Source organism: Myxococcus llanfairpwllgwyngyllgogerychwyrndrobwllllantysiliogogogochensis (genome assembly GCF_006636215.1).
GTDB lineage: Bacteria > Myxococcota > Myxococcia > Myxococcales > Myxococcaceae > Myxococcus > Myxococcus llanfairpwllgwyngyllgogerychwyrndrobwllllantysiliogogogochensis.
This window is the reverse complement of record NZ_VIFM01000031.1, coordinates 1-24386: the sequence shown is the minus strand read 5'-3', so window position 1 is coordinate 24386 and position 24386 is coordinate 1. Positions and strand designations below refer to the sequence as shown.

The 24386-nt window shown below is 68.0% G+C and carries 17 protein-coding genes and 1 pseudogene; 5 read left to right on the top strand and 13 right to left on the bottom strand.

All coding sequences use genetic code 11. The features are described from left to right. Nucleotides 1–42 precede the first annotated feature (42 nt). Together FJV41_RS10535 and FJV41_RS10530 are read right to left on the bottom strand one after the other, a co-directional pair. Nucleotides 43–801: a DUF5953 family protein gene (locus FJV41_RS10535; protein ID WP_141642310.1), complete on the bottom strand. Its 759-nt coding sequence runs from the start codon at nucleotides 799–801 to the stop codon at nucleotides 43–45. Nucleotide 802: 1 nt separating this feature from the next. Next, nucleotides 803–1711: a DUF6310 domain-containing protein gene (locus FJV41_RS10530; protein WP_141642345.1), complete on the bottom strand. Its 909-nt coding sequence runs from the start codon at nucleotides 1709–1711 to the stop codon at nucleotides 803–805. Nucleotides 1712–1806: 95 nt separating this feature from the next. On the opposite strand from FJV41_RS10530, the pseudogene FJV41_RS53590 reads away from it, so the two are divergent. Continuing rightward, a pseudogene (locus FJV41_RS53590) lies at nucleotides 1807–1992 on the top strand (IS3-like element ISVpa4 family transposase); the annotation flags it as partial. 1713 nt (nucleotides 1993–3705) lie between these two features. Here FJV41_RS53590 and FJV41_RS10525 read toward each other — a convergent pair. Both FJV41_RS10525 and FJV41_RS10520 read right to left on the bottom strand, forming a co-directional pair. Continuing rightward, on the bottom strand, nucleotides 3706–4569 hold the full coding sequence (locus FJV41_RS10525; RefSeq protein WP_141642309.1) for a transporter family protein: 864 nt from the start codon (nucleotides 4567–4569) through the stop codon (nucleotides 3706–3708). A gap of 137 nt (nucleotides 4570–4706) precedes the next feature. After that, complete coding sequence (locus tag FJV41_RS10520) at nucleotides 4707–6035, bottom strand: DUF1254 domain-containing protein (protein ID WP_181790542.1); 1329 nt, start codon at nucleotides 6033–6035, stop codon at nucleotides 4707–4709. Nucleotides 6036–6337: 302 nt separating this feature from the next. Here FJV41_RS10520 and FJV41_RS10515 point away from each other — a divergent pair, with 302 nt between their 5' ends. Then, on the top strand, nucleotides 6338–8215 hold the full coding sequence (locus tag FJV41_RS10515; RefSeq protein WP_141642307.1) for a SulP family inorganic anion transporter: 1878 nt from the start codon (nucleotides 6338–6340) through the stop codon (nucleotides 8213–8215). Nucleotides 8216–8335: 120 nt separating this feature from the next. Continuing rightward, complete coding sequence (locus FJV41_RS10510; RefSeq protein ID WP_141642306.1) at nucleotides 8336–11245, top strand: patatin-like phospholipase family protein; 2910 nt, start codon at nucleotides 8336–8338, stop codon at nucleotides 11243–11245. A 9-nt stretch (nucleotides 11246–11254) separates the two neighbouring features. Here the strand turns inward: FJV41_RS10510 and FJV41_RS10505 are convergent, their stop codons facing one another. The 4 genes from FJV41_RS10505 to aspD all read right to left on the bottom strand — a co-directional run bounded on the left by FJV41_RS10505 (nucleotide 11255) and on the right by aspD (nucleotide 16315). Further along, nucleotides 11255–12145, bottom strand: coding sequence for a hypothetical protein (locus FJV41_RS10505; protein ID WP_141642305.1), 891 nt, complete (start codon nucleotides 12143–12145; stop codon nucleotides 11255–11257). 118 nt (nucleotides 12146–12263) lie between these two features. Continuing rightward, complete coding sequence (locus FJV41_RS10500) at nucleotides 12264–13415, bottom strand: hypothetical protein (protein WP_141642304.1); 1152 nt, start codon at nucleotides 13413–13415, stop codon at nucleotides 12264–12266. A 33-nt stretch (nucleotides 13416–13448) separates the two neighbouring features. Beyond that, nucleotides 13449–14606 (bottom strand): type II asparaginase, encoded by a 1158-nt coding sequence (locus FJV41_RS10495; protein WP_141642303.1) that lies wholly within the window; start codon nucleotides 14604–14606, stop codon nucleotides 13449–13451. A gap of 35 nt (nucleotides 14607–14641) precedes the next feature. Then, the gene (gene aspD, locus FJV41_RS10490; protein WP_141642302.1) at nucleotides 14642–16315 is read right to left on the bottom strand and encodes an aspartate 4-decarboxylase; all 1674 of its coding nucleotides are present in this window, start codon (nucleotides 16313–16315) and stop codon (nucleotides 14642–14644) included. Nucleotides 16316–16589: 274 nt separating this feature from the next. Here aspD and FJV41_RS10485 point away from each other — a divergent pair, with 274 nt between their 5' ends. Together FJV41_RS10485 and FJV41_RS10480 are read left to right on the top strand one after the other, a co-directional pair. Beyond that, nucleotides 16590–17624, top strand: a complete 1035-nt coding sequence (locus FJV41_RS10485) for a formylglycine-generating enzyme family protein (protein ID WP_141642301.1) — start codon at nucleotides 16590–16592, stop codon at nucleotides 17622–17624. Nucleotides 17625–17846: 222 nt separating this feature from the next. Further along, nucleotides 17847–18917 (top strand): ornithine cyclodeaminase family protein, encoded by a 1071-nt coding sequence (locus tag FJV41_RS10480; RefSeq protein WP_246137140.1) that lies wholly within the window; start codon nucleotides 17847–17849, stop codon nucleotides 18915–18917. A gap of 3 nt (nucleotides 18918–18920) precedes the next feature. Here the strand turns inward: FJV41_RS10480 and FJV41_RS10475 are convergent, their stop codons facing one another. The 5 genes from FJV41_RS10475 to FJV41_RS10455 form a co-directional block, all read right to left on the bottom strand. Further along, nucleotides 18921–19919 (bottom strand): NAD(P)H-quinone oxidoreductase, encoded by a 999-nt coding sequence (locus FJV41_RS10475; RefSeq protein WP_141642299.1) that lies wholly within the window; start codon nucleotides 19917–19919, stop codon nucleotides 18921–18923. After that, nucleotides 19906–20433: a MaoC/PaaZ C-terminal domain-containing protein gene (locus FJV41_RS10470; protein ID WP_141642298.1), complete on the bottom strand. Its 528-nt coding sequence runs from the start codon at nucleotides 20431–20433 to the stop codon at nucleotides 19906–19908. The genes FJV41_RS10475 and FJV41_RS10470 overlap by 14 nt, the downstream gene beginning before the upstream one ends. Continuing rightward, the gene (locus tag FJV41_RS10465; protein WP_141642297.1) at nucleotides 20430–21320 is read right to left on the bottom strand and encodes an aldolase/citrate lyase family protein; all 891 of its coding nucleotides are present in this window, start codon (nucleotides 21318–21320) and stop codon (nucleotides 20430–20432) included. The genes FJV41_RS10470 and FJV41_RS10465 overlap by 4 nt, the downstream gene beginning before the upstream one ends. A gap of 20 nt (nucleotides 21321–21340) precedes the next feature. Then, nucleotides 21341–22555, bottom strand: a complete 1215-nt coding sequence (locus tag FJV41_RS10460) for an aminotransferase class I/II-fold pyridoxal phosphate-dependent enzyme (protein WP_141642296.1) — start codon at nucleotides 22553–22555, stop codon at nucleotides 21341–21343. 6 nt (nucleotides 22556–22561) lie between these two features. After that, nucleotides 22562–24386: condensation domain-containing protein (locus tag FJV41_RS10455; RefSeq protein ID WP_246137139.1), on the bottom strand; the 1825-nt coding region annotated here is incomplete at its 5' end.

Genomic DNA, 24386 nt, shown 5'->3' with positions numbered 1-24386 from the left:
CTTTCGCACGGCCGGCGCGGCGTCCCAGGCCCATGAATCGGGTCAGGGCGCTGCACGTCCGCCGATCTCCGGGAACCTCTCATAGGCCCGCAGGAGCGCGTCCAGGTGGGCGGGGTTGTCCAGGTCGAGCGGCGCGTCCGTGAGTTGCACGACCCATCCGCCCGATGCCGTGTGCCGCGCCCGCGACAGCAGCTCGGAATCCCGCCCGGGGTCCGGGAACCCGATGGCCTGTGCGGCAGCGGCAGACCAGTAGTTCAGCCACCCGAGAAAGTGCGGAATCTCAGGCATGGACCTGACCCATGGGAGCCTGAGCGACGGCAGCCCGTGGGGCGGAGCCTGCAGCTCATCGCCGGGGTGGCGGAACTGTTGCGCCACGATCCCACCATAGCCGTTCGGCGTCGCATGCCCCCAAACCGCGCGAGAGCCCTCCGCTACACCTGCAAGCACATCGACAGCCCCCGCGATGCCGGCTGCGTCGAGTGGCAGGTCCGCATGGATTTCGAAATGCGGCGGACTTCCTGCGGCAAGACCGTTTGGGTTTTCCAGTCCGGCAACCGTCACGGGGTGGTTATCATCATCGTTGCAGAGGAACGGAAACCCTCCGTCTTTGATGTTGGCCGCAATCCACTCGTCGCGCTGGGGCACTGCGATGAGGCCTTCCTTTTCCGACATCGTCCACCCCAAGCGCAAGCCGGGCAGCGCACGTTCCATTGCATGGACAACCGCGGTCGGGCGGTCGTCATGGTCCTTGAGCGCAGGCGCGTGGACGATAACAATGAGGGTTCTTTGAGCGACCGTCATTTCAACACCAATCCATGACAACAACCCTGAGGGTGGGGTCTTCGTCGAACAGCACGGTTCTATGCGCGGCGCTTCGCACTCCAATGATGAAGTCGTACCCGCACTCCCTGGCGAGCTTGGCTTCGCGCCTCAGCTCAGGCAGTTTCATCCTGACAAAGAACCTTTGTGAGCGAGGTGGCTGTTTTTCAAAGTCATCCGTTTTGACATCCCACAGCGTACGGGTGGCGAGCACCAGTCCGTCGAAGTTCTTCCCATTGACAAGCACATCCCAGCCACGGAAGCTGTTGTTCGGAATCTTGTCAGCGCATTGGTTGTGTGGGGCGTTGCCGCCCAAGTGTCGTACCGGGACGGGCCTGCACTCAGGGCGGCGCTCGCGCTCCACTGGCTCGGTCGGTCCTGGAGGGAACCAGTCCTGCCCTGATGGCTGGGGCTTGGGTTCTTGATTCGCTGAAGGCTCCTGTGCGGCGTCCTTTGTTTGGGGCGCGGGTTCTACCTCCTCCGAACCACTTCCTCTCCATTCATACGCATCCAGCGCTTCCTTGATGGCGACTCCCACGACCACCACGCCAACGACGATCACCGTGCCTACGACGATCTCCGGTGCCGCCAGAAGACAGAGACCGACTCCCAGGGTCACCGCACCCGCCGAGGCAACGGCACAACGTCCCGTCCGGTCCGCGAACCGGATCCGGTCATGGTCAAGGGCTGCGAAGCACCGCTCCGCGAGCGCGGGCCAAGGCTGGGATGCCTCACGGACGACGCACCGGCCCCCGTCCCTCCACGGCAACTCCGCTGCCCGCTGGAGGTTGGCGAGCCTCGGGTTCCTCGCTGTTGGCGATTCCCGGCTCGGCGCCGACGTAGCGCAGGCTGAAAGAACAAGCAGAAGCGCGATGCACTCTCGGAGGCGCATGGTCACGTCGTTCAATCAAGCGCGAGGCTGTGGGTCAAGGCTCGCCCGCCCGGGAGCATGCTGAAGGGGACCCCGATTTTCGGACCACCCGCCACCATGGGCCCCCGAGCATCTTCAACACCGACCAGGGTTCCCAGTTCACCGACCGGGACTGGTTGGTGGTGCTCCAGCGCCATGACGTGCGGATCAGCATGGACGGAAAGGGTCGCTGCCTGGACGACGTCTTCGTCGAGCGACTGTGGCGCAGCTTCAAGTACGAGGAGGTGTACCTCGACACGTGGGGCCTGCCAGAATGGAAACCGTCAATCGGTCAATGCGCTGAGTCGCCGTCGATGGGGAGGGGGCTGGCGGAGCTTGGGTGTCATTCCTGTGGGAGTCGTCCGAGCCGTTCGTGCGAAGGTCGGGCGGCAATGGCGAAAGACACCAACCTTCATGGACCAGCTCACAAGCGTCGTACTCTCGTTCGTTGCCTCGGGGCGGTAGCTGTGCTGTTCGTGATGGCGGTTTGGGGGGTTGTCGCTACGCGCCACGTTGGCACTGGTGGGGAGCGGTCTACCGCAGGGCTGCGACAGGAAGAGCGTTTCTCCCAAGTACAGAGCGCGGCCGGACGCACGGACGAGGTGCCTCCCGCCGACCCTCGGCCATCTTCTTTCCGCTCCTGCCGAAAGGATCCCGTGGGGGGATGCGACTATGGCGAGGCCTGCGATTTCACAGTGTACGACCACATGTGCAGTGATGGGCCTTGCGAAGGTCCCCAGAATGGCGACCAGCGCTGTCACCGCGTCTGTGATGACAACGTCTGCTCCAAGGGAGAGACCTGCGAGCAGCGCCTCGTCCATGACAGTGACACTGGCCGCCGGATGCTCCCTCTCTGCATGTGCTCTGGCGTGGGGTTCGGATGCCCTGAGCGGGGACCTGATGCGAAGCCGTGGCCCGCGGAGGGGGGCCTTGAGCCATGGCGGGCGGAGACTGATTTGCCCTTCGACCTCTACTACCACGCTGCCGCCAGCACCCCAGACCGTGTGTTCGTGTCGGGAGGACTTCGCCGCGTGCCTGGCTCCGACTCCCAGAACGCCGTTGTTCCGGAGGTCTACTCCGCTTCACTCTTGATGAGGGGAATGCTGGGGGAGTGGAAGGAGAGTGGGCGAATGCCGGAGCCACTCATCCGACATGCCATGGCCGTGCATGGGGGACGCCTGTACCTAGCGGGCGGAGAAATTCTAGGTGCGTCCAGGTTTGTAGCCTCTGTGTCCTCTGCACCCTTGCTGGAGGACGGCACTCTAGGCCCATGGAGGACGGAGCCTCCTCTTCCCTCTCCACGCGGAGGGCATGCGTTGGTGGCTACGGCTGAAACATTGTGGGTCGTTGGTGGCTCGCTGGACAGGGCATTCTTCGACGGGGCTTCCACGCTATGGCGTGCGAAGTTCGTCGAGGGGCGCATTGTCGGCTGGGAGTCCATCCAGGCGCCCTTCACGCTCCAGTACGACCAGACACCTGCGGTGCGGAACGACCGCCTATTTGTTGTGGACGAGAAGGATGCGCTCCACTCCACTTCGCTTGTTGGCCTGCCCGATTGGAGAGCCGAAAACACTCCGCAATGGCGGGACTCAGTTACCTTTCGGGCGAATGGACAACGCCGGGTCCAACTGGCGGCGCTGCAGGAGCGGATGCTCGTCATCCTAGACCGAGGACTGACCCTCACGGCCCCCTTCCTGGCCGAGAATCGGTTGGGGGCTTGGACGCAGGCCTCGCGCCTCCATGGCCCCGATTGGGGGGGCGTTATTAGCGTGAGTGGCACTGGCCGTGTCTACTTCTTCGGGGGCGGGATTTCCAACCTCACAGCCCCTCGCTACGTGCGGGTCTGGTCCAGTGGACAAATGGTGCCCTGAGCAGCGCGTGGTCAAGTCCCGAACCCTGTGTCGTTGGCTCGGAGGGGTTCGGGAGGGGAAGAGTCTGGTGTTGATTTCAGCAGAGACATATTCCTCCGCTCGACGTCAGTGCTTCTTGTTCAGCGGGAACAGGAACGAGAGCTGGACGCGCAGCTGCCACTCGGCCGCGCCTGGCAGGTCGGGCCGAATGGCGTTGTAGTACGCCGACACAGAGCCATTCAGGGCCTGCTTGCCCACGGTGAAGACCTTGCCCGCCCCCAGGCCGAAGGGAATGGTCCACTGCTCTCCCGAGGGCGCCTCCCAGTTCGCCGTGAGGATGGGCGCGGACGTCACATACCAACCCTTCGGAAGGTTGTAGCTGATGAAGTACTGGAGCAGCAGTTGGTTGACGGTCTCCCGCTCGTCGTCGCCGAACACGGAGAACACGTTGTTCGCCAGCACTCCAATGGACCAGGGAGAGGGCTGAACCAGCGCCACCACGGACGGACCGACACTCCACTTCCCCGTGCCCAGCGCATCCGCCGTCCCCGTCGGCAGCAGGAACGCCGGGCCGATCCCCCAGATGAAGAGGCCTGGCTTCTTCGGCGCCACGAAGAACGTGGCCGACGTGTCACCCAGACCGAACGTCCCCCCACTCCCCTCCGCCAGGTCCGGTTGATAGAGAATGGGCACGATGAGGCGCGCGATGACGTTGAAGTCGTGCGTCAGCGGCAACGGCACCACCGGCTGGATGTTGAGGGTGTTGCGCACCCGGTCTCCAGGGTCCACCCCCAGGTCCAGGTTGTTCTGGAGGGGCACGCTGATGAGCGGGGCCACCGGGTTCTGCACCGCCTTGGCCAGCTCCTGCTGATCCGCATCTCCTCCTGGCGGCGAGGGAGGCTGCTGCTCCTCCGCGGACGAAAGCAGTGGCCCCGTCAGCAGCAGCATCACGGCCAACGCCCCGCCTCGACCCGCCCCCGGTGCTCGCATGTGCCCCCGCTCCGTGCCAGGAATGGCACCGAAGGGGATGTTCATCGGTGGGCGGCCCGGCAATGGACGCCTCCCCACGGGGCATGCGCACCGCTTTGGACCGTGCGTTGGCAACCCTCGCCGGGAAGGCGACGCGCTCAGTCGCTCAGCGCATCGATCGCGGGTGGGACATACGCACCTCGCATCGCCGACTCGGTGGGGCCGTAGATGCGCAGGAGGACATAGAAGCGCCCATCGGGGATGGGCAGCCAGTTGGCCACGCGGTGGGGCTCGGGCGCCTCGTGCTGGAGGAAGAAGGAAATCGAGCCATCGCTCGACTTCTTCAAGTCACGAGACCTGTCCCCCATCGAGTACCGCTGGATGGGATTCTCCACCAGCATGCGAGTCTCACTGTCGTACGCCGTGAGCGACCAGAAGAACCGCGCGGGAGGCAGCGCGTCCGCGGTGAAGCGAAGCACGTACCGGCTCCGGCCTCCGTCCAGCAGGCGGTCCTCACCATCCAGGTGGGTGATGGGATAGACGGCCTCCTCGGCCGAGTTCGCGTAGATGTAGTTCCAGGCGACGCGCGCCCGCAGCAGGTAGTCGTCGCCGAACGCGCCCACCTTCGGGTCGGGCAGCTCCCAGCCGCGATGAAGCACGGGGCGCTGCTGGATGGCGCGGCGTGCCTCCTTCACACCCTCCAGCATCGCGTCACGCACGGCCGGCGAGAGCGCCTGTGCATCCATGCGCGCCCCGGGCCGCACCCCGAGTCGCGCGAAGCGCGCCAGCAAGGGCTGCTCCGCCTCCGCGAACCGGTGCCACTGCATCATGAAGTTGACGTACTCGAACGCCTTCAGCGACGCGTCCGCCTTGTCGTCGAAGTACGGAGGCCACGCCACTGCGGGCAGCTTCGGCGCCGCCTGCTTCGTGAGTTCATGGAGCGGCGTCAGCCGGAACCGCTGCTGGAGCGCGGCCGCCGTGGACAGGTCTTCGGGTCCACTGACGCCGATGCGCAGCAGCGCCGCCACGAACATCGAGGCGGACCGGATGACGAGCGCGTCGCGCAGCGAGTCGGGCAACACACCGTCCCAGTCCGGTCCCGCGATGACGAAGCGCCGAGGGTCCGTCCCCGTGGCCCGCGTCCCGATGTACGGCAGATTGTTCGTCGTGATGTCGACCAACTGGACGCAGAAGTAGCGTCCGCTCAGCTCGGGCGTGTCCAGCACCACGGGCTCACCGCGCAAATCCAGGTTCGCTTCCGAGTACAGCGTGTCGTTGTTCGGGGAGACGACGTCGCGGTCCTTCGGCGTGAACAGCCGAGCGAAGTGCAGGAAGCGATTGGCCGGCCGGACCTGCGGTGAGTCCGGCAGGAAACCCAGGGCGAACAGGCGGTAGTGCTCCACCAGAGGCAGGCCGAAGACATAGGCGTCGCGCGCGAGGTCCTGGATCTCCTGGGGCGTCAGTCCCGACGTCGATGACTCCAACATGATGGCACCTCTCCTGGCGTGACGAGGACAGCGCCCTCGCCCGCGCGGCTGGCTCACGTCCGGCAACCTGGGCCGGGGCTGATTCGCACGCAACAGTTCAAGAGGACCGGTGGCAAGGCGCCTGCTGCGGACGACTGGTCCAGCCCCACCCGCCCCGAATCGAGAGGCTTGCTCGTCCCCTCGCCCGGCCTCGAAGGACAGGACTGTCGACCTCATCGAATCCTTCGATTTCCCCCGCCTCGATTGTCAGACCCCCAGACGCTCAGCAACGTGTGCGGGACACGACCGCCGGAGCGCCACGCATGCCGGAGAGCCATCATCCCCACAGCGCCGCAGCCCACTCCGTCGCACGCTTCCTGCCATTCCTATCCTGGCTTCCCAAGTGGCGGCCGAGCTCGCTCAAGCGGGACGTCGCGGCGGCGCTGACCATCACCGCGCTCCAGATTCCAGAGGCCATGGCCTACGCGGAGCTCGCGGGAGTGCCACCGCAGGCGGCCTTCTACGCGGGCCCCGTGGCCCTGGTGCTCTATGCCCTGCTGGGCACGTCACGCCAGCTCGTGGTCGCCATCTCCGCCACCGTCGCCGTGCTCTCCGCGTCCACGGTGGCCGCGCTCGCTCCCTCGGGTACGCCCCGCTTCATCGCGCTCACCGCCGCGCTGGCCATGCTCGCGGGCCTCATCTCCATCCTCGCCGGCGTGCTGAAGCTCGGGCGAATCGCTCAGTTCTTCTCGGAGTCGGTCCTCACCGGCTTCGTCTTCGGTCTCGCCCTGGTCATCGCCATCAAACAGGTGCCCAAGCTGCTCGGCCTCGAAGCCGGGAGCGGCAACTTCTTCGAGCGGCTGTGGAACCTGGTGACCCACCTGGGCCAGACACACCCGCTCACGCTCGTCGTCGGCGTGGCGAGCCTCGCGGTGTTGGTCCTCCTGGGCAAGCTGCTGCCGCGCCTGCCCGCGTCCCTCGTCGTGCTGGTGCTGGGCACCGTGGTCGTCGGGGTGCTCGGACTTCAAGGGCGGGGTGTGAAGGTGGTGGGCGACATTCCCTCCGGCCTTTCGGGCCCCTCCATTCCAGACGTGGGCCTGGGAGACCTCTTGAAGCTGATGCCCGGTGCGTTCGGCATCGCGCTCGTGGCGTTCGCGGAGGCCATTGGACCCGCCCGGGTGCTCGCGTCGAAGCACCGCTATGAAATAGACCCGAACCAGGAGCTCATCGGCCTGGGCGCGGCGAACCTGGGCGCCGGCCTCTTCCGCGGTCTGTCCGTGGGATGCAGCCTGTCCAAGTCCGCCGCCAATGACGCGGCGGGGGCTCGCACGCAGATGTCCAGCCTGCTCGCGGCAGCCATCCTCGCGCTGGTGGCGCTCCTCTTCACGCCGCTGTTCCGCACGCTGCCGGAGGCCACCCTGGCCGCCATCGTCGTGCTGGCCACCGTGGGGATGATGGACGTCAAGGAGATGCGCCGCCTCTTCAAGCTGCGCCGCACGGACTTCTTCCTCGCGGCGGGTGCGCTCCTCAGCGTGCTCGTGCTCGAGGTGCTGCCGGGCCTGCTGGTCTCCGTGGGCCTCTCCGTGGCGCTCCTCGTCTGGCGCGCCAGCCAGCCCCGCGTCAGCGAGCTGGGACGCGCGCCGGGCACGCTGGACTTCGCGGACGTGCGGCGTGATCCCGCCCCGCTCACCGTGCCCGGGCTGCTGATGATTCGCCCCAACGAGGGCATCTTCTTCGCCAACGCCACGTCCCTCCGGGACGCCATCATCGGCCGGGTGGACAGCGCGACCTCGCCCGTTCACGCCGTGCTGCTGGACCTGGAAGTCACCGCGGACCTCGACGTGCCCGGCGCGGACATGCTCGCCGCGCTGAAGGAATCACTCGAGCACCGCGAAATCACGCTGATGCTCTCCCGCGTACTCGGACCCACCCAGCGCATGCTGGACCGGACCGGCGTGACGGAGCACATCGGCGCGAAGAACATCCACCCGCAGACCTTGAACGGCGTCGTGGAGTACCTGTCACATCGGACCCACCACGCGAAGGCCGAGTGGTCGCTCGTGCGAGACGGCCTCCACCGGTTGAATGCCCTGGTGGAAGAGGCCATCCCCGCGGCCGAGGAAGACGGCGACCGGCGACGGCTGGAAGCGCTGCGCCAGAAGCTGGCTCGGATTGACGACGGCTCATCGTCACGCGAGTAGTCGCCCGCCCTCCTCACGGCCGCCCCCTGGGACGTATTCCCAGACGCAACGGTGATATTCTGGACAGGTCGTACTAGCCAGAACTCATCGGACGGCCCGGCCTGTCCACCGAGGGGGCCCATGAGCAAGCGACGCCCGAGCCAGCGCAGTCAAAACGCGATGAAGCAACGAGCCGGGGCCGCCCTGCCCTCGGGCGCCGCCGCCGGAACCAACGACGTCCTGCTCACGGTGCCGGGCGTGACGCGAGACGCACCGCGCGCCCCCGCGTGGGTCACCTATCTCGAGAAGCGGCTCGCGACGGTCATCGCGCTGCTGGCGGCGGGCCTCGCGCTGACCAACCTGCCGCAGGTCCACAACATCGTGCTCCAGTTGCCGGGCATGGCGTCGCTGCGGGCGGGCGGCTCCGCGCTGATGGCCGTGACGTTCTGGGCGTATGTCGTGCTGCTCGGCGCCTTCTTCTTCCTGAGCGCGATGTGGGTCTTCGTTCCGCGCGACGGCTTCCCCCGGTGGATGGAGCACCGGAACCTCGTCAGCCGGGCCACGCTCGCGCTGTGTCGGAGGCTGGTGGCGTGGGCCCGCTTCCCCCTGGCGTTCCCCGCCCCGGAGCGCCGGACGCCGCGAGCCCTGCTGTACGGCGGCTTCGTCGTGGCGGGCCTCGCGCTGGGACTCGTGGGTTTTCTGGGGCTGCTGCCCGCGCCGTGGAAGGCGCGTGACTCGGGGCCGGGCCTCGTGGCCGCGCTCACGGTGGCGGTGGGCCTGCTCGGGCTGCTCGGCCCGAGGCTCCTCGCGTGGAAGCCGTCGCTTCGCGTCCTGGCGGAGGTCGTCACGCGGGGACTGGTGATGTCGCTGGGCTCGTACTTCCTGGCGGAGCTGCTCTGGGGCTTCTTCATCCCGACGATTCCCGAGGCCAGCTTCCGGCTCTACACCATCTGGGCCATCTACCATCTGCTCTTCGTGATTCTGTGCGCGGCGCGCGCGCTCGACCTGGTGGAGAACGTGGTCCAGCGCGCCGTGCTCGCCCTCGCGCTGCTGGGCTCCGGAGTCGTCGTCGTGGGGCTGCTGGACCGGCAGGAATCCCTCCAGTCCCTGCCCCTGGCCGAAGGCAAGTCCATGAGTGAGGACGCCCTCTTCACCCGGTGGGTCGACACGGCGAATCGAAGACTCGACTTGATGTGCGACGGCCCCGTCGTCTTCGTCTCCGCCGCGGGGGGCGGCTCGCGAGCGGCCATCTTCGCCATGCTCACGCTGGAGAGCCTGAGCCGGATGCAGGTGAAGGCCCCCGACGCCACCACGGAGCGCTGCCGCGCGCAGTCGCTGGCCGACCATGTCCTCTTCATCAGCAGCGTCTCCGGTGGCAGCGTCGCCAGCGCGCACTTCTCCCACCGATTGGCCGCGGGCACCCTGGGGGTGACCGTTCCCGCGGACGTTCCGCTCAAGCACGCGCCTCGCGAGGAGCTCGCCTCCCACCTGATGGACGGGGCGTGTGGCCTGAAGGCGGAGCGACTGTGGCCGCTGAGCAGCGACACCCTGGATGACATGTTCGTGGACTTCAACGCGCCCCTGCTGCGCGGCGTGGTGATGCCAGGGGTGAGCCGTGGCGGAGGGCTTGCGTCCTTCTGGTCGGACTACCTGGGCTGGCCCGCGAGCCTCCCCGACGACGGAAGTGTCCCCCTGCTCTTCATCAACACGGCCAGCGCTCGGACCGGGGGCCGCATCGTCACGGGCAAGCCGCCCCTGCCCGGCCGCCTGGTGAGTGACGGAACCCAGCCGGAGGCCCAGGCGCGCTCCACGAGCGAGCTGACGACGACGGGAGACATCGCGCTCGCCGACGCGGTCCGTGCCTCCGCGAACTTCCCCTTCGTCGTCGACCTTCCCGAGGTCGTCGACGCCCAGGAGCACCGCGAGCCGCTCATCGACGGCGGCGTCTTCGACAACACCGGGCTGGACACCTTCGTCCTGCTGCTGCGGGGGCTCACCGACACGGAGCGCTGGAAGACGAACCCCGCAGCGCGGGCCGCCATCGACCAGCTCTTCACGCAGCTCACGGACCGCGGCGTCCTCTTCGTGGAGATCGACTCGGGCGCGAAGCCGCCGTCGCTGGACGAGCGCGAGGCCTCCGTGGATGCCATCGGCACCCCACTCTCCGCCCTCTCGCGCGCAAGCCATGCCTTCGCGCGTGACATGGCCGACTACCAGAAGGCGGAGATAGGTCGCCTCCTCGCGAGCAAGCAGGTGCCCATGATGCAGACCCGCTACAACTACGGGGACGTGCAGCTGTCGGAGGACGCGAGCAAGGCGCAGCGCGAGTGCGTGGAGGAGAACCAGGACGAGGTGATGACGGCCTGGGCCCTCGGGCCCAAGGACAAGGGGCGCCTGCTGGGCCAGTTCCTCTGGCAGGAAGAGAGCGCGAGCAACCTCATCGCCAGCCACATCAAGAACCTCCGGGGCGCGGCCCAGACGCAGCGCACCGTCGCGTTCGGGGCCATCCAGGACCCCGTCGCCATCCACGCCCATCCGTTGATGGAGAAGCTGAAGGACCCGCTCGCGAGGAAGCTCGCCGCGGAGATCACCCGACAGCTCGTCGAGGACCAGGTCTCCCTGCAGCGACAAGGCACCGCTCGCCTCTACAATCCCGACGCCCCGGCCGTGCAGGTCTTCTCCCAGGTCGACGCGAGCACACCGGACCTCGCCACGAGCCTGGGGGATGGGCGCAAGGACGCGTGGGTCTACCTGGGCCAGTACCTGCCCGGCTCCAACACGTGGCGCACCTGCTTCTACTGCAAGCCCTCCCAGACGGAGTGGTCCTTGTCGCCGCAGCAGTTCGTGGGCAGCACGCTGGAGAGCACCGTCCCCTCGCTCCTGAGGGACGAGCCCGCGACGGGAGAGCCGGCGGCGTACGGCAAGCCCCTGGGCGCCCTCGGCGTCGGGCAGCACGTCACCGTCAAGGAGGTCCAGGACTGGGGCAACCTGGGCTTCATCTGGGCGAAGGTGAGCATCAACCCCAAGGACTCCGCCCGGCTCAAGCGCTGAAGGGACACTTCAGGCTGGGACGCCGCCCGGGGGCACTCGCCGCGAGGACTCCGTGTCTCGCTGTCGCTTCACCCAGAACTTGTAGGGCGTCAGCGCGAGCAGGCGGATGACGATGTAGGCCCCCACCACGCCCGCGACCTCCAGGGCCCGGTAGTTCGGATAGCTCTGGATGATGATGGTCATCGCCAGCACCGGGTGCGCGAAGGCCGTGGCCAGGGCCACCGCCTTGCGGTCCTCCAGCCGGGGTCCCCCGGCCCAGTGTCCGAGCACGGTGGAGATGGAGACGAGCACCACCAGCGCGAGGATGGCGAGCCACGCGATGTGGATGAGCCGGGGTCCGACGATGAAGAGCAGGACCACGGCCACGCAGAGCAACAGCACGCTGAACACCCGGCTGCACCACGGAGCCAGGGCCTTGGCCACGTTCGGAGCGTAGTGCCGCACGGCGATGCCCACCGCGAGCGGCGGGAGGATCTTCACCGCCAGCAGGCGGAACACCAGCTCCGGGTTCGCCTTGAACTCGACGCCGAGCAGGCGGTCCACGCCCAGGACCCACGCGGGCACCGTGATGAGCGCGAACACGCTGAGCAGGAGCAGCAGGTTGATGGACGTGGAGGGATTCGCGCCCAGGGCCTTCGCCTGATTCACCTGCAGCGGCGCGCCTGGACAGACCGCCATCAACAGGATGGCGCTGGCCACCACCGTCGGAAGTCGGAAGACCTCCACCACCGCCAGGGCCACGAGGGGCACGAGCAGCAGCACCACCAGCAGGGAGCGCACGTAGAGCGCGGGGCGCTCCAGGACGTGTCGAATCTCTCCGGGACGGCGCGCCAGTCCCTCGGTGAACATGAAGAGGGTCACGATGTTGCCCAGCACGAATGCGACCACGGACCTGAGCATGCTCGCCTCCTCTGCGGGCGGCGCGTGACTGGGCCCCCGCACAGGTATCTCCACCCCTGCCCCGTCGAGGGAGTCCACGGCACCCGGGCTTCCAGGCGCCCGTTTCGCCCACCCGCGCTCAGGTCACGCTCTGCCGGAGCTGGTTCACCACCGTGAGGAACTGGCGGTCCAACACCAACAGGATGGCGAGCGGCGCCACGGCCGCCGTCGCCACCGCGAGGAGCGAGCGTTGGTCCCACGGCAACAGCTTCATCCTCCGGGCGACCATGAAGGACGACCCCAGGTCCGCCAGGGAGGAGAAGTCCGGGGCCCCCAGCGGGTCCTCGTCCGGCTTCCGGCGGAACCACCTGTCCTCGAACTCTCTCGAGTGGTGCGCGGCGACCGCGGAGAACCACGGGTCTCCCTGGCGCTTGGCGCGCACGAGCTGATGGGAGAAGAACCCCAGGGGCGCGAACACGCAGATGATTGCCAGGACGGCGAAGAGGACCTGCGGCATGACGTAGTCCAGGGGGGCCTCGGTGATGGCGGCGGCATTCGTCCGGTACGAATACGCGGCGACAGCCACAGCCACCGCGAAGACCACCGGCGCGAAGCTGGCCTGGCAGATGGCGAGGAACCCCAACCCGCCCGACAGGTCCGGGTGGGTGGGAACCAGCCGGAGCCGGAGGCGGGAGACGCGAAGGAGGAAGACGCCCCAGACGACGGCGCGCCACGCCCACCGGAATGCGAGGAAGCGCACCAGGGGCTGGCTCACGCACTGGTACCACCCTCCCGCCAGGGACGGTCGGGGCGCCGGGTCCGACACGAAGAACCACTCCCGCGCCGGGTCTGGAGTGGAGACCAGCGCGAGCGCGATGACGATGCCGAGCAACACCAGCTCGACGGCCGGAGCGTCGCGCCAGTGAGTCAGGGATCGAGCCATGGCGTCGTACGAGGCTCGGTCCTTCTCCTCCACCAGATTCGCGCGGAGGAACTGACGCGCCGCCACCCCGACCCGGCCGTCGATATAGGGATCCACCGCCGCGAACACGGGCAGCGACAACAGCAGCTCCGCATGCACCTGGAGTTCAGAGAACAAGAGGCGCGTGGATCCCAGCCCTTCGAGCAGCGAGAGCAGCACCAGGGGCGCCCAGCTCACCAGCGTGATGACGAGCGCGGCCCGAACGGCGCTGAAGCCAGGCGGCCTGATGATTCGCAGGCCGCGCTCCAGTTCGAAGAACAGCCCGCCCCTCACCAGGGAGAAGTCGGGAAGTGTGTGGGAGTCGGCCATGATGAATGGGGCCGGAGGCTCAATCCCCGGTCCTCAGTACTCCTCGAACATCCGCTGCACCTTGGTCGGGTCCTTCGTCTCCAGCAGGGCCAGCTGCAGCAGCACGCGCGACTTCGCCGGGTTCAGCTCTCCGGAGGCCACGAAGCCCTTCTGGTCGTCGTTGATTTCATTGTTGCGGAGGACGAGTCCGCTGGGCAGCCGCGTGCTGCGCACCACCACCAGGCCCCTCTTCACGTGCTTGGCCAGCGTGTCGAGCGCCGGCTGGGTCATGTTCCCATCCCCCACGCCCGCGATGACCAGCCCCTTGGCTCCGTTCTTCACGGCGGAGTCGATGAGGTCCGGGCTCATGTTGGCGTGGGCGTAGAGGATGTCGACGCGGGGGAGCGTGTCCTTGCCGGTGACGGAGAACTCGGAGTCGACGGTGTGCTTCTTGTCCATCCTCTCGAACCAGTGGACGTCACCGGTGTTGACGACCCCCGCGGGGCCCCGGTTCGGGCTGCGGAAGGTCTCCACGTTGGTGGTGTTCGTCTTGGTGACGTTGCGAGCGGTGTGGATTTCGTCGTTGATGACAATCAGCACCCCGCGCCCCTTCGCCTCCGGGGACGCGGCCACCGCCACCGCGTTGTAGAGGTTGCCCGGGCCGTCCGCGCTGATGGCCGTGGCCGGACGCATGGAGCCCACGAGCACCACGGGCTTGTCGCTCTTGACGACCAGGTCCAGGAAGTACGCCGTCTCCTCCAGCGTGTCGGTGCCGTGCGTGACGACGACGGCGTCCACGTCCGGCGAAGCGAGCAGCTCGTTGGTGCGCTTCGCCAGCTTCAGCCACACCGAGTCGTTCATGTCCTGGCTGCCGATGTTCGCCACCTGCTCACCCGTCAGCTTCGCCACCTTGTCCAGGTTGGGGACGGCCTTGATGAGGTCCTCGACCTTGAAGGCTCCGGACTTGTAGCCATACCCCTGCGGATTGGCCTGCGCCCCGGCGATGGTGCCGCCGGTGGCGAGGATGCGCACGGACGCCAGGTCCTCGGAGGCCTTCCCTGGCGCCGCCTGGGCACCGCTCGAGCCCGACGTACTCTGCGACTCGCTGGAGTTCGTCGGCGGCCGCCCCTCCTGCGCGGCGATTCCCGCGCCTGTCAGCAGCAAGCCCAGCGCGGCCAGCAGCCCTCGCACCGTGTTCTTGGAACCGTTCATGGTGGACCTCGATTGGGGGTTGGCGTCACGGAAGCTCAGGAGTCCAGGCGGGTGCCCTTCCACTCCTGGATGGCGCGGATGACGATGTCCTTGAGGCTCTGGCCAATGCGCGGATAGTCGTCGTCATCCAGGTTCGCGAGCGACACGCGCGCCGACCACTCCGGCCCCTCGAAGCCGCTGCCGTTGAGCAGCACCACGCCGTGCCGGCGCGCCAGGGCGAGCACGATGTCGAGCGGATCGTGCCGCGACTCCGCGTACTCGACGAAGGCCGGACCCACGTGCTTGCGCGCCCACACGTCCAGGTCGAGCGTCTGGTAGTACGCCGTGCGCAGCGGATCGTCGGGCAGGTCGATGTCCAGCCCCTGATACAGCGCCGCGAGCCTGTCCCGGCAGATCTTCCGACAGCGCTTCTTGTACGTGTCGTCCTTGTCCAGCAAGGCGAACAGCGAGAAGAGCGACATCTGGAGCTGCTGCGGCAGGGACAGTCCCGCGGTGTGGTTCAGCGCGACGGCACGACTGTCGGCCACCATCCGGTCGATGAACTTCAGGCGCTCCGGTTCCAGCAAGATGGAGCCATACCGCTCGTTGAGCATCTCCCGCTGGGCCTCGGGCAGCCGGGCGATCATCGCGTCGACGATGTTGTCCTCGTGGAGCGCGACGACACCCAGGCGCCACCCCGTGCAGCCGAAGTGCTTGGAGTAGGAGTAGACCAGGAGCGTGTTGTGCGGCAGCTCCGCCGCCAGGGAGCGGAAGCCCTCGACGAAGGTGCCGTACACGTCGTCGGTGAGGATCAGCAGGTCGGGCCGCTTCTTCCGGACCAGGTCCACGAGCAGGTCCATCGACTCGCGCCGCATGGCCGTCGCACCGGGGTTGCCCGGATGCACGACGAAGAACGCCTTGATGCGCGGATCCTCCAGCTTGCGCAGCTCCGAATCCGGGTACTGCCACGCGTGGCGGCCTTCCTCCGTCATCGCGCTCTGGCGGATGTCCACCGTGCGCAGGCCGAACTCCTCCAGGCGCGGAATCTCCAGGTAGGGCGTGAAGATGGGCGTGCCCAGGGCAATGGTGTCGCCCTTCTGGAGCAGGCCGTTCACCATCAGCGACCGGAAGATGTACGTCATGGCCGCGGTGCCGCCCTCGACGGCGAACAGGTCGAACCGCCCCGGCGGCGGACGGCTGTCACACATCTCCTTGGCCAGGTAGGCCCGCACGATGCGCTCGCAGTGGACGAGCATCCGGTCCGGCACCGGATAGTTGTCGCCGATGGCCGCGTCGGTCAGCTCCCAGACGAACTTGTCCGCATCGAAGCCCAGCGTGGAGACGCCGTAGTCGAGCGCGTCGCGCAAGAGCCGGATGCCCGCGCTGTCCTCGCTCTCGTCGAGGAACTTCCGCAGCCGCGCGGCGATGCCCGGGGACTTCGGCATGCCGGCGAGCCCCACGTCCGGCTCGTTCCACGTGCGGCGGGACTCGTGCAGCGCGAACTGCCCCATCAGGAAGAACGCCTCGCGGGGCGTGGTGGCAATCCAGTTGGGGTTGCCGCGGCCCGCGTTGAGCATCACCGCCGCTCGCGTCTTCGCGGATTCATCCGCCAGCTCGATGAGCGTGTCCTTCAGCTCGAACGGACTGAGCTTGCGGAGCTCTTGCGTGTCGGGGGTATCCGCGTCCCGTGGGGCGCCCGTCTGCGTCTCGGTCGTCGTCTCCGTGCTCATATCCGTCTCGCTCCTGCGACGCCCCACCGGCTGGGGTGCTGTCGGTTCGGGTCGAACCACGTTGGCGAGAGGACTTTGTCCACGCGTGTACAGGCCGCCAATCCACGCGAGGACTCGCGCCGGGCGCTCGCAGGTCCGGGTGCTCGACCGCGGCCGCACGTCGCGAGCCCCGCCCTGGAGGGCCGGCTTGTCGTCCGGAACGGCGCCCCCCAGCTTGCCCCAAGGGGACCGGACACGTTCCCACCTGGCGGGGTTTCAAGGAGCGAGGCGACGAATGAGCGGCACGGAGGTCGTTGGTGAAGCCACGCCCCTGGAGGCGCGCGTCTCGCGCGACGGCAACGAGGTCGACACGGATGCGGCGCCCGGAGACGCACCGTTCCCGGGCATGGCGTGGATCCCCGGTGGCACGTACTGGATGGGCTCGGACCACCACTATCCGGAGGAGCGGCCCGCGCATCAGGTGACGGTGAGCGGCTTCTGGATGGACCGCCACACGGTGACGAACGCCGACTTCGCGCGCTTCGTGGAGGCGACGGGTTATCTCACCGTGGCCGAGCGTCCGCTGAATCCGGACGACTTCCCGGGCGCGGCCCCGGAGCTGCTCGTGCCCGGCTCGCTCGTGTTTCGCAAGGCGGCCCAACGCGTGGACCTGAAGGACCTCTCCCAGTGGTGGGCCTATACCCCCGGCGCCTGCTGGAAGCTGCCGGAGGGACACGGCAGCACCTGGAAGGGCCGCGAGTCGCATCCCGTGCTCCACGTCGCCTACGAGGACGCGGAGGCCTATGCCGCCTGGGTCGGAAAGGCCCTGCCCAGCGAAGCGGAGTGGGAGCGCGCGGCCCGCGCGGGCCTGGACCGCAAGGTCTACGTCTGGGGCGACGAGTTCTCCCCTGGAGGCCAGCACATGGCCAACATCTGGCAGGGAGAGTTCCCCTGGCAAAACCTGAACACCGATGGGTTCGAGGGGACCTCGCCAGTGGGGACCTTCCCGCCCAACGGGTATGGCCTGTTCGACATGGCGGGCAACGTCTGGGAGTGGACCACGGACTGGTTCCAGGAGCGGCACCAGGGCAACGGGGGCAAGGCGTGCTGCATCCCCGTCAATCCACGGGGCCCTCCGTCGAGCGGCAAGAGCCTGGACCCCTGCACGCCACAGGTGAAGATTCCGCGCCGCGTCCTCAAGGGCGGAAGCCACTTGTGCGCGTCCAACTACTGCTTGCGCTACCGACCCGCCGCACGTTCTCCGCAAGCCGTGGACAGTGGAACCACACACATCGGATTCCGATGTCTCGTCCGTGTTCCAGAAAAGTGACGCATCCTCGGAAACCACGAGCCGTTGGATGGAACCGCGGCAAACACGCCAGTTTCCGCCGGTTTGGGCACCCCCTGGTCGCGAACACGAAAGCCCTGCTAGTTTGCGCTCCCACTACAGACCTGTGTTATCAGCAGGCCCTGTTTCGCTCGCCAACTGCTGAAACAGTGAATCAGCCCAGGGGTATTACGAGTGAAGAGCGACGCGACACGGACACTGTTGGTGACTCGGTCCGACCTGCGCTGCATCGTGGAGGAGCTGGGCGCGGACGCGCTGATGGACGAGCTCATCCGTGCACTGACCGAAGCGCTGCGCACGTTTGACGGCGAGCTCACGGAAGTGCGCAAGCGTGACGGTTTCCTGTTGGATCACCCGCGTCAGCCAGGCTGCCTGGAGTGGATGCCGGTGATGCAGCGGGGCAGCGCGGTGACGGTGAAGATGGTGAGCTACAGCCCGTTCAACCCCGAGGCGCACGGGCTGCCGACCATCATCGCGACCAACAGCCTCTACGACGTGAACACCGGCCATCTGATTGCATTGATGGACGGCGTCTTCGCCACGGCGCTGCGCACGGGCGCGGCCTCCGCGGTGGCCACGCGCGCGCTGGCCTCGCCGGACAGCCGCGTCATCGGCCTGGTTGGCTGCGGGGCCCAGGCTGTCACGCAGCTGCACGCCATCCGGCGCGTGTTCCCCATCAACGAGGTGCTGGCCTACGACACGAATCCGGAGGCGCAGCAGTCGCTCGCGCGCCGCACGGCGTTCCTGGGGCTGGACGTGAAGGTCGTGACGCTGGCGGAGCTGGAGGAGCGCTCGGACATCATCTGCACCGCGACCTCCGTCGCCGTGGGAGGCGGGCCGGTCATCTCCGGCAAGGCGCTCAAGCCGCACGTCCACATCAACGCCGTGGGCTCGGACCTGCCCGGCAAGACGGAGCTGCCGAAGGAGCTGCTCGAGCGCAGCCTGGTGTGCCCGGACTTCCTCGTGCAGTGCCTGGTGGAGGGCGAGTGCCAGCAGATTCGCCCCGAGCAGGTGGGCCCGGACCTCACCACCCTGGTGAAGAACCCGGACGTGTACGAGTCGTGGCGGCAGCGCTCCACCGTGTTCGACTCCACGGGCTACGCGCTGGAGGACCAGGTCGTCACCGCGCTGATGCTGCGGCACGCGGAGCGGCTGGGGCTGGGCACGTCCGTGGGCCTGGAGACGGTCGGCGGCGACGCGTTGGACCCCTACGCCCTGCTGCGCGAGCCGGACGCCGCGCCTGTGCGCGACCTCCGCCGCGCCACGGGGAGCTGAGCCTCAGACCTCCAGGACGATCTTCCCGAAGCTCGCGTTGGACTCCATGTGGCGGTGAGCCTCCGCCACGCGCGCCAGCGGGAAGGTGGAGTCGATGATGGGGCGGACCCTGCCGGCGACCAACTCCGGCAGCCACCGCGCCTGGAAGCGCCGCGTGACGGCCGCCTTGGCCTCGAGCGGCAACGGGCGCAGGGCCATGCCCTTGATTTGAAGCCGGCGCAGCACCACCTGCTTCAGGTCCACGTCCCCACGCATCCCGTCCATCAGCCCCACCAGCAGCAGGCACCCGCCCAGGCGCAGCGAGGCGAGGTTTCGCTCCAGCGCCGCGCCGCCAACGAAGTCCTCCACCAGGTCCACGCCGCGCCCGTCCGTCCACCGCGCGAGCACCGGCGCGAAGTCCTCCTGGGTGCGCACCACGCCCGCGTCGGCGCCGAGTTCGAGACACCGGCGCTTCTTCTCCTCGCTGCCCACGGTGACGAATACGCGTGCGCCCACCGCGCGCGCCACCTGGATGCAGGCGGTGCCAATCCCGCTGCCCCCCGCGTGGACGAGCACGGACTGGCCCGGGCCCAGGCCTCCCAGCTCCAGCAGGGACTCGTGCGCGGTGCAGTACGCCTCTGGCGTGGCCGCGGCTTCGACGAAGGACCAGCCCTCCGGCATGAGGACCGCCATGCCCTCTTCCATCAGGCACGCCTCCGCGTAGCCGCCGCCGTCCACCAGCCCGAAGACCCGCTGGCCGGGCTCGAAGGAACGAACGGCCACTCCCACGGCCTCCACGACGCCGGAGACCTCCACCCCGAGCAACGGACTGGTGACATCCGGAGGCAGCGCGTAGCCCCCGGCGCGCTGCGTGGTGTCCGTCCGGTTGAGGGCGGAGGCGCGCACCCTGACGAGGAGCTGGTGAGGGCCCGGAACCGGGCGAGGAAGTTCCGCCAGATGAAGCTGCTCCGGACCGCCTGGACGCCGCACCACCACCGCCGTCATCACTTCAGTAGTTCGCATCCACGTCCACGCCATGGCGCCGCAAGGGCACGAGGAAGGAGCGCTCGAAGGTCATCACGACGGTGCCGTCCGCCTTGAGGCCCTTCGTCTCCACGGTGACGACTCCCTGTTTCGCGCGAGAGCGGGACCTTCGCTTCGCCAGCACCCGGCTCTCCGCGTAGAGGGTGTCCCCCACGAAGACGGGGGCCGTCAACCGGATGCGATCCCACCCGAGGTTCGCCACGCCCTTGGCACTGGTGCTGTTGAGACTCATCCCCCCGACGATGGCCAGGGTGACGAGGCTGGAGATGAGCGGCTGCTTCCACTCCGTCTTGCTGGCGTAGACGGCGTCGATGTGGAGCGGGTGCGTGTTCAGGCTCAGCAGGGACTGCCACATGTTGTCCACGTCGGTGATGGTTCTACCCGGACGGTGCTCGAAGACATCCCCCACCTCGAAGTCCTCGTAGAAGAGGCCGTGGGTCTCCCGGTAGCGCTGCTTGCCCACCTTCTTGTGGGCAGCCACCAATTTCTTCATGAGTCTCCACTCCTGGAACCCGCCCGGAGTTGGACGGGTGCCAGAGCCTCCTCGAGCTGGACGCTGGCCAGCACGCGCCGAGCCACCGTCACCAGCGGAGGACCAATCATGCTCCCTCCGACGACGTGGATGCCGCCTTTTCCATCCCCCGCCTGCGCCAGCACGCGACGCGCGTGGGCCACCATCTGCGCGGTGGGCCGCAGCGCCGCGTGGACGACGCCCACCTGGTCCGGGTGGATGACGATCTTCCCGGTGAAGCCCAGCGCGCAGACCCGGCGCGTCTCGTCCTCCAGCTCCGCCAGGTCTTCCAGGTCGAAGAACGGCGAGTCGATGGCATTCACCCCGGCGATGGCCGCCGCCATGGCGATGCGTGAGCGCGCGTAGAGCAGCGGCTCCCAGGCCAGGGGCACCCCCAGCTGCGCGGACAGGTCCGCGGCGCCGAAGATGAGGCCCCGCAACCGGGGGGTGGCCATGGCGATGGCGTCCACCGCTTCCACGCCGCGCGCCGTTTCGATGATGGCCAGCAGCGCCAGCTCCGGGAAGCGATCCCCGAGCAGCGCCTCCACCTGGTGGAGCTCCGACGGGGACTCCACTTTCGGCAGCAGCAAGGCGTCCAGCCGGGCGTTGGAGTCCAGGAGGGCGAGCACGTCGCGAAGACCCGCCTCGGTGCGAAGGCTGTTGATGCGCAGGCACAGGGGGCCGCGGGGCCTCGATGAGGACAGATAGGAGATGGCCAGTCGACGCGCCTCGGACTTGAGGGTCTCCGGGACACCGTCCTCCAGGTCCAGCAATCCCATGTCCGCCCCCACCTCCACCGCTTTGTCGAAGCGCATGGGGTCGATGGCGGGCGTCACCAGGAAGGACCTGCACTGCAATGGCATGGTCATGATGCGCTTGGCTCCATCGCTCAGGACTCAGGCGAGGACAGCTCCACCACGGCATCGCAGAGCCGTTGGAGGTCCTCGGGGGTGATGTTGGAGCGCAGCATGATGCGCAGCCCCGCCCGTCCCTTCGGGACGATGGGGAAGAACACCGCGGACGCGTAGAACCCCCGCTCCATCAACTTCCGCGAGCGCTCCACCGCGGCCGTCTCGGGTCCCACGTCGATGATCTTGATGGGGAAGTCCTCGCCGGCGGTTCGCGTGGGAACGCGCTCGTCGAAGTAGCGCACGTTGGCGCGCAGGGTCTGCTGACGCGCGGCCAGCTCCGGCCCGCCATGGATGCGCGCGGAGGCCAGGCTCGCGCCGATGGCTGGAATCGCCAGGCTCTGCGACCAGCCGAGCGGTCCCGCGAAGCGGCCCACGAGGTCCGCGTGCTGCCCCGGGCCGAGCATGATGGCGCCACCCGCGGTGCCAAAGCCCTTGCCCAGCGAGCCGATGATGATGGTGCGCGAGTTGACCTCCCCGCCCATCATCGCGCGCACATAGCCCTCTCCCGCGCCGCCGTAGATGGAGAGCGAGTGGGAGTCATCGAAGTAGAGGAACAGCCCGTACTTGTCCTGGAGGGCGAACAGGTCCTTCACGATGGCCACGCCCCCCATCGAGTAGAAGCCGTCCGCGACGTAGGCGACGCGCGCGTGCTTGCGACAGAGGTCCTCGAGGAAGTCCAGGTCGTTGTGTGGCGCGGTGATGACGTGCGTCTCATCGGCGCAGATGGGCTTGATGAGGTTCATCGAGAAGTGCGCGGACTTGTCGAAGACGAGGATGGGCTTCTGGCCATCCGGCAGCAGGTGCCCGGAGGCGATGAGGGGCAACAGGCCCGCGCTCGCGGAGCTGGCGGAGTTGGTGACGACCGTCTTGGCGCGCCAGAGCGCGGTCAGCTCCTCCTCCAGCGCATCCAGGTCCGCCAGCCGCACGCGCAGGCGGGAGATGGACATGGTCATCGTCCGCTCTCGCTGGAGGACCTCGATGGCGCCCTGGAGCACGTCCGGGTGCGAGTCGAGTCCCAGGTAGGAGCACGAGCAGGTGTTGAAGAACTCACGTCCATCCGGCAGCGACAGCGAGCCGTGCCCGGTGTTGTGCACGGACAAGTCCAACAACCCCGCCTCCTTGGCGGCGGTGAAGGAGGGATTGCCGTGGCCAATCATCGACTCCGTGTTGCGATAGCGATTCTTGAGTTCCATGACGGCTCACTCCTGCACTTCGAATCCGGGGACGACCGCATCGATTCCTACCGCCAGGTCCGGCGACGCCAGCACGCGCTCGAGGAGCACGACGAAGGCGTCGCGGAGACGTCGCGGAGTGTCCGGCTCGAAGAGGTCGGTGTTGAACTCCAGCAGGCCGGAGAAGCCATCCCCCCGCTCCTGCAAGGACAAGGTCAGCTCATAGATGGACGCGCCCCGGTCCGCGGGCATGGGGACCAGGGTCAGCTCCGGGAGCACCAGCGCTTCCATGGGCGTGTTCTGGAGGACGAACATCACCTGGAAGAGCGGCGCTCGATCCGGCTGTCGCTGGGGGACGAGGGCATCCACCACCTGGTCGACCGGCACCTCCTGGTGCGCGTAGGCGCCCAACGTGACATCGCGAACCCGTGACAGGAGCTGTCGGAAGCTCGGGTTGCCCCGCAGGTCCACGTGCAGTGCCACGGTGTTGACGAAGAGGCCGATGAGCGACTCCAGCTCCGGGAGCGCGCGGTTGGCGATGGGCGAGCCGATGACGATTTCTTCCTGGCGCGCCCGGTGGCAGAGCAAGGTGCCGAAGAGCGACAGCAGCGCCATGAACGGCGTCACCCGCTCCTTCTGGCAGAGCAGGTTGAGGGAGTCACTGCGCGCGCGCCCGAGCGCGACGGAGATCGACGTGCCGTTGAACGTGCGCGTGGTCGGACGGGGTTTGTCGACGGGGAGGTTCAGCAGCTTCGGGGCCTTCGCCAGCGCCCCACGCCAGTAGCCCAGCCGCGCCTCCAGCTCCGCGCCGGAGAGCCAGCGACGCTGCCAGGCCGCGTAGTCCGGGTACTGGATGTGGAGCGCCGGAAGCGAGGGCGTCTCCCCGCGCGAGAAGGCCGAGTACAGGTGCACCACCTCGCGGGTGATGATGCTCTCCGACCAGCCATCCGAGAGGATGTGGTGCTTGCTGAAGATGAACAGGTGTTCGTCGTCCGCGAGGCGAATCAGCGAGCCGCGCACGAGCGGCCCCCGGGTGAGGTCGAAGGGCCGGCGAGCATCCTCCGCGATGCGCCTGAGCAGCTCCGTCTCCGCGTCCTCCCGGCCCCGGAAGTCCTCCATGGGGAGGTCGATTCGCATCGACGCGGCGACCTTCTGCACGGGCCTGTCGTTCTCCTCGGTGAAGGTGGTGCGCAGCGACGCGTGGCGATCCACCAGCCCCTGGACCGCGGCCCGGAGCGCCTCCACCTGCAGCGCGCCCTTGAACCGGTAGGCCGCGGGCTGGTTGTAGGCCGTGGACGTGGGGTTCGCCTTGAACAACCGCCACAGCCGCTCCTGCGAATAGGACAGCGGCGGGAGTGAACCGCGAGACGCACGAACCAGCGGAGGCAGCACACTCAAGGGCTCGCGCGGCGTGGACTCGATGCGCCGGGCCAGCGCCGCGACGGAGGGCGCCTCGAACAACGTCTTGAGGTGGACCTCCGCCTTGAGCTGATTCCGGAGGCGGAACACCAACTGGGTCGCCAGCAGGGAGTGGCCGCCCATGCTGAAGAAGCTGTCGGTGACGCTGACGCGCGGCAGCTTCAGCACCGCCGCGAAGGCCTCCGCCAACTGCACCTCCAGCGCGTCCCTCGGTGCCACGAAGGGCGCCGCGCCCCGCAGGCTCTCCACGTCCGGCGCCGGCAGCTTGCTTCTCGCCAGCTTCCCACTCGGCGTCAGCGGCAGTGCCTCCAACTTCATCAGCGCCGGCGGCACCATGTGCTCCGGAAGCTTCCGCGCCAGCGCCTCGCGCAGCACCTCCGGCTCCCACTCCACGTCCTCCCCCAGCACCACGTACCCCACCAGCCTCTTGTCC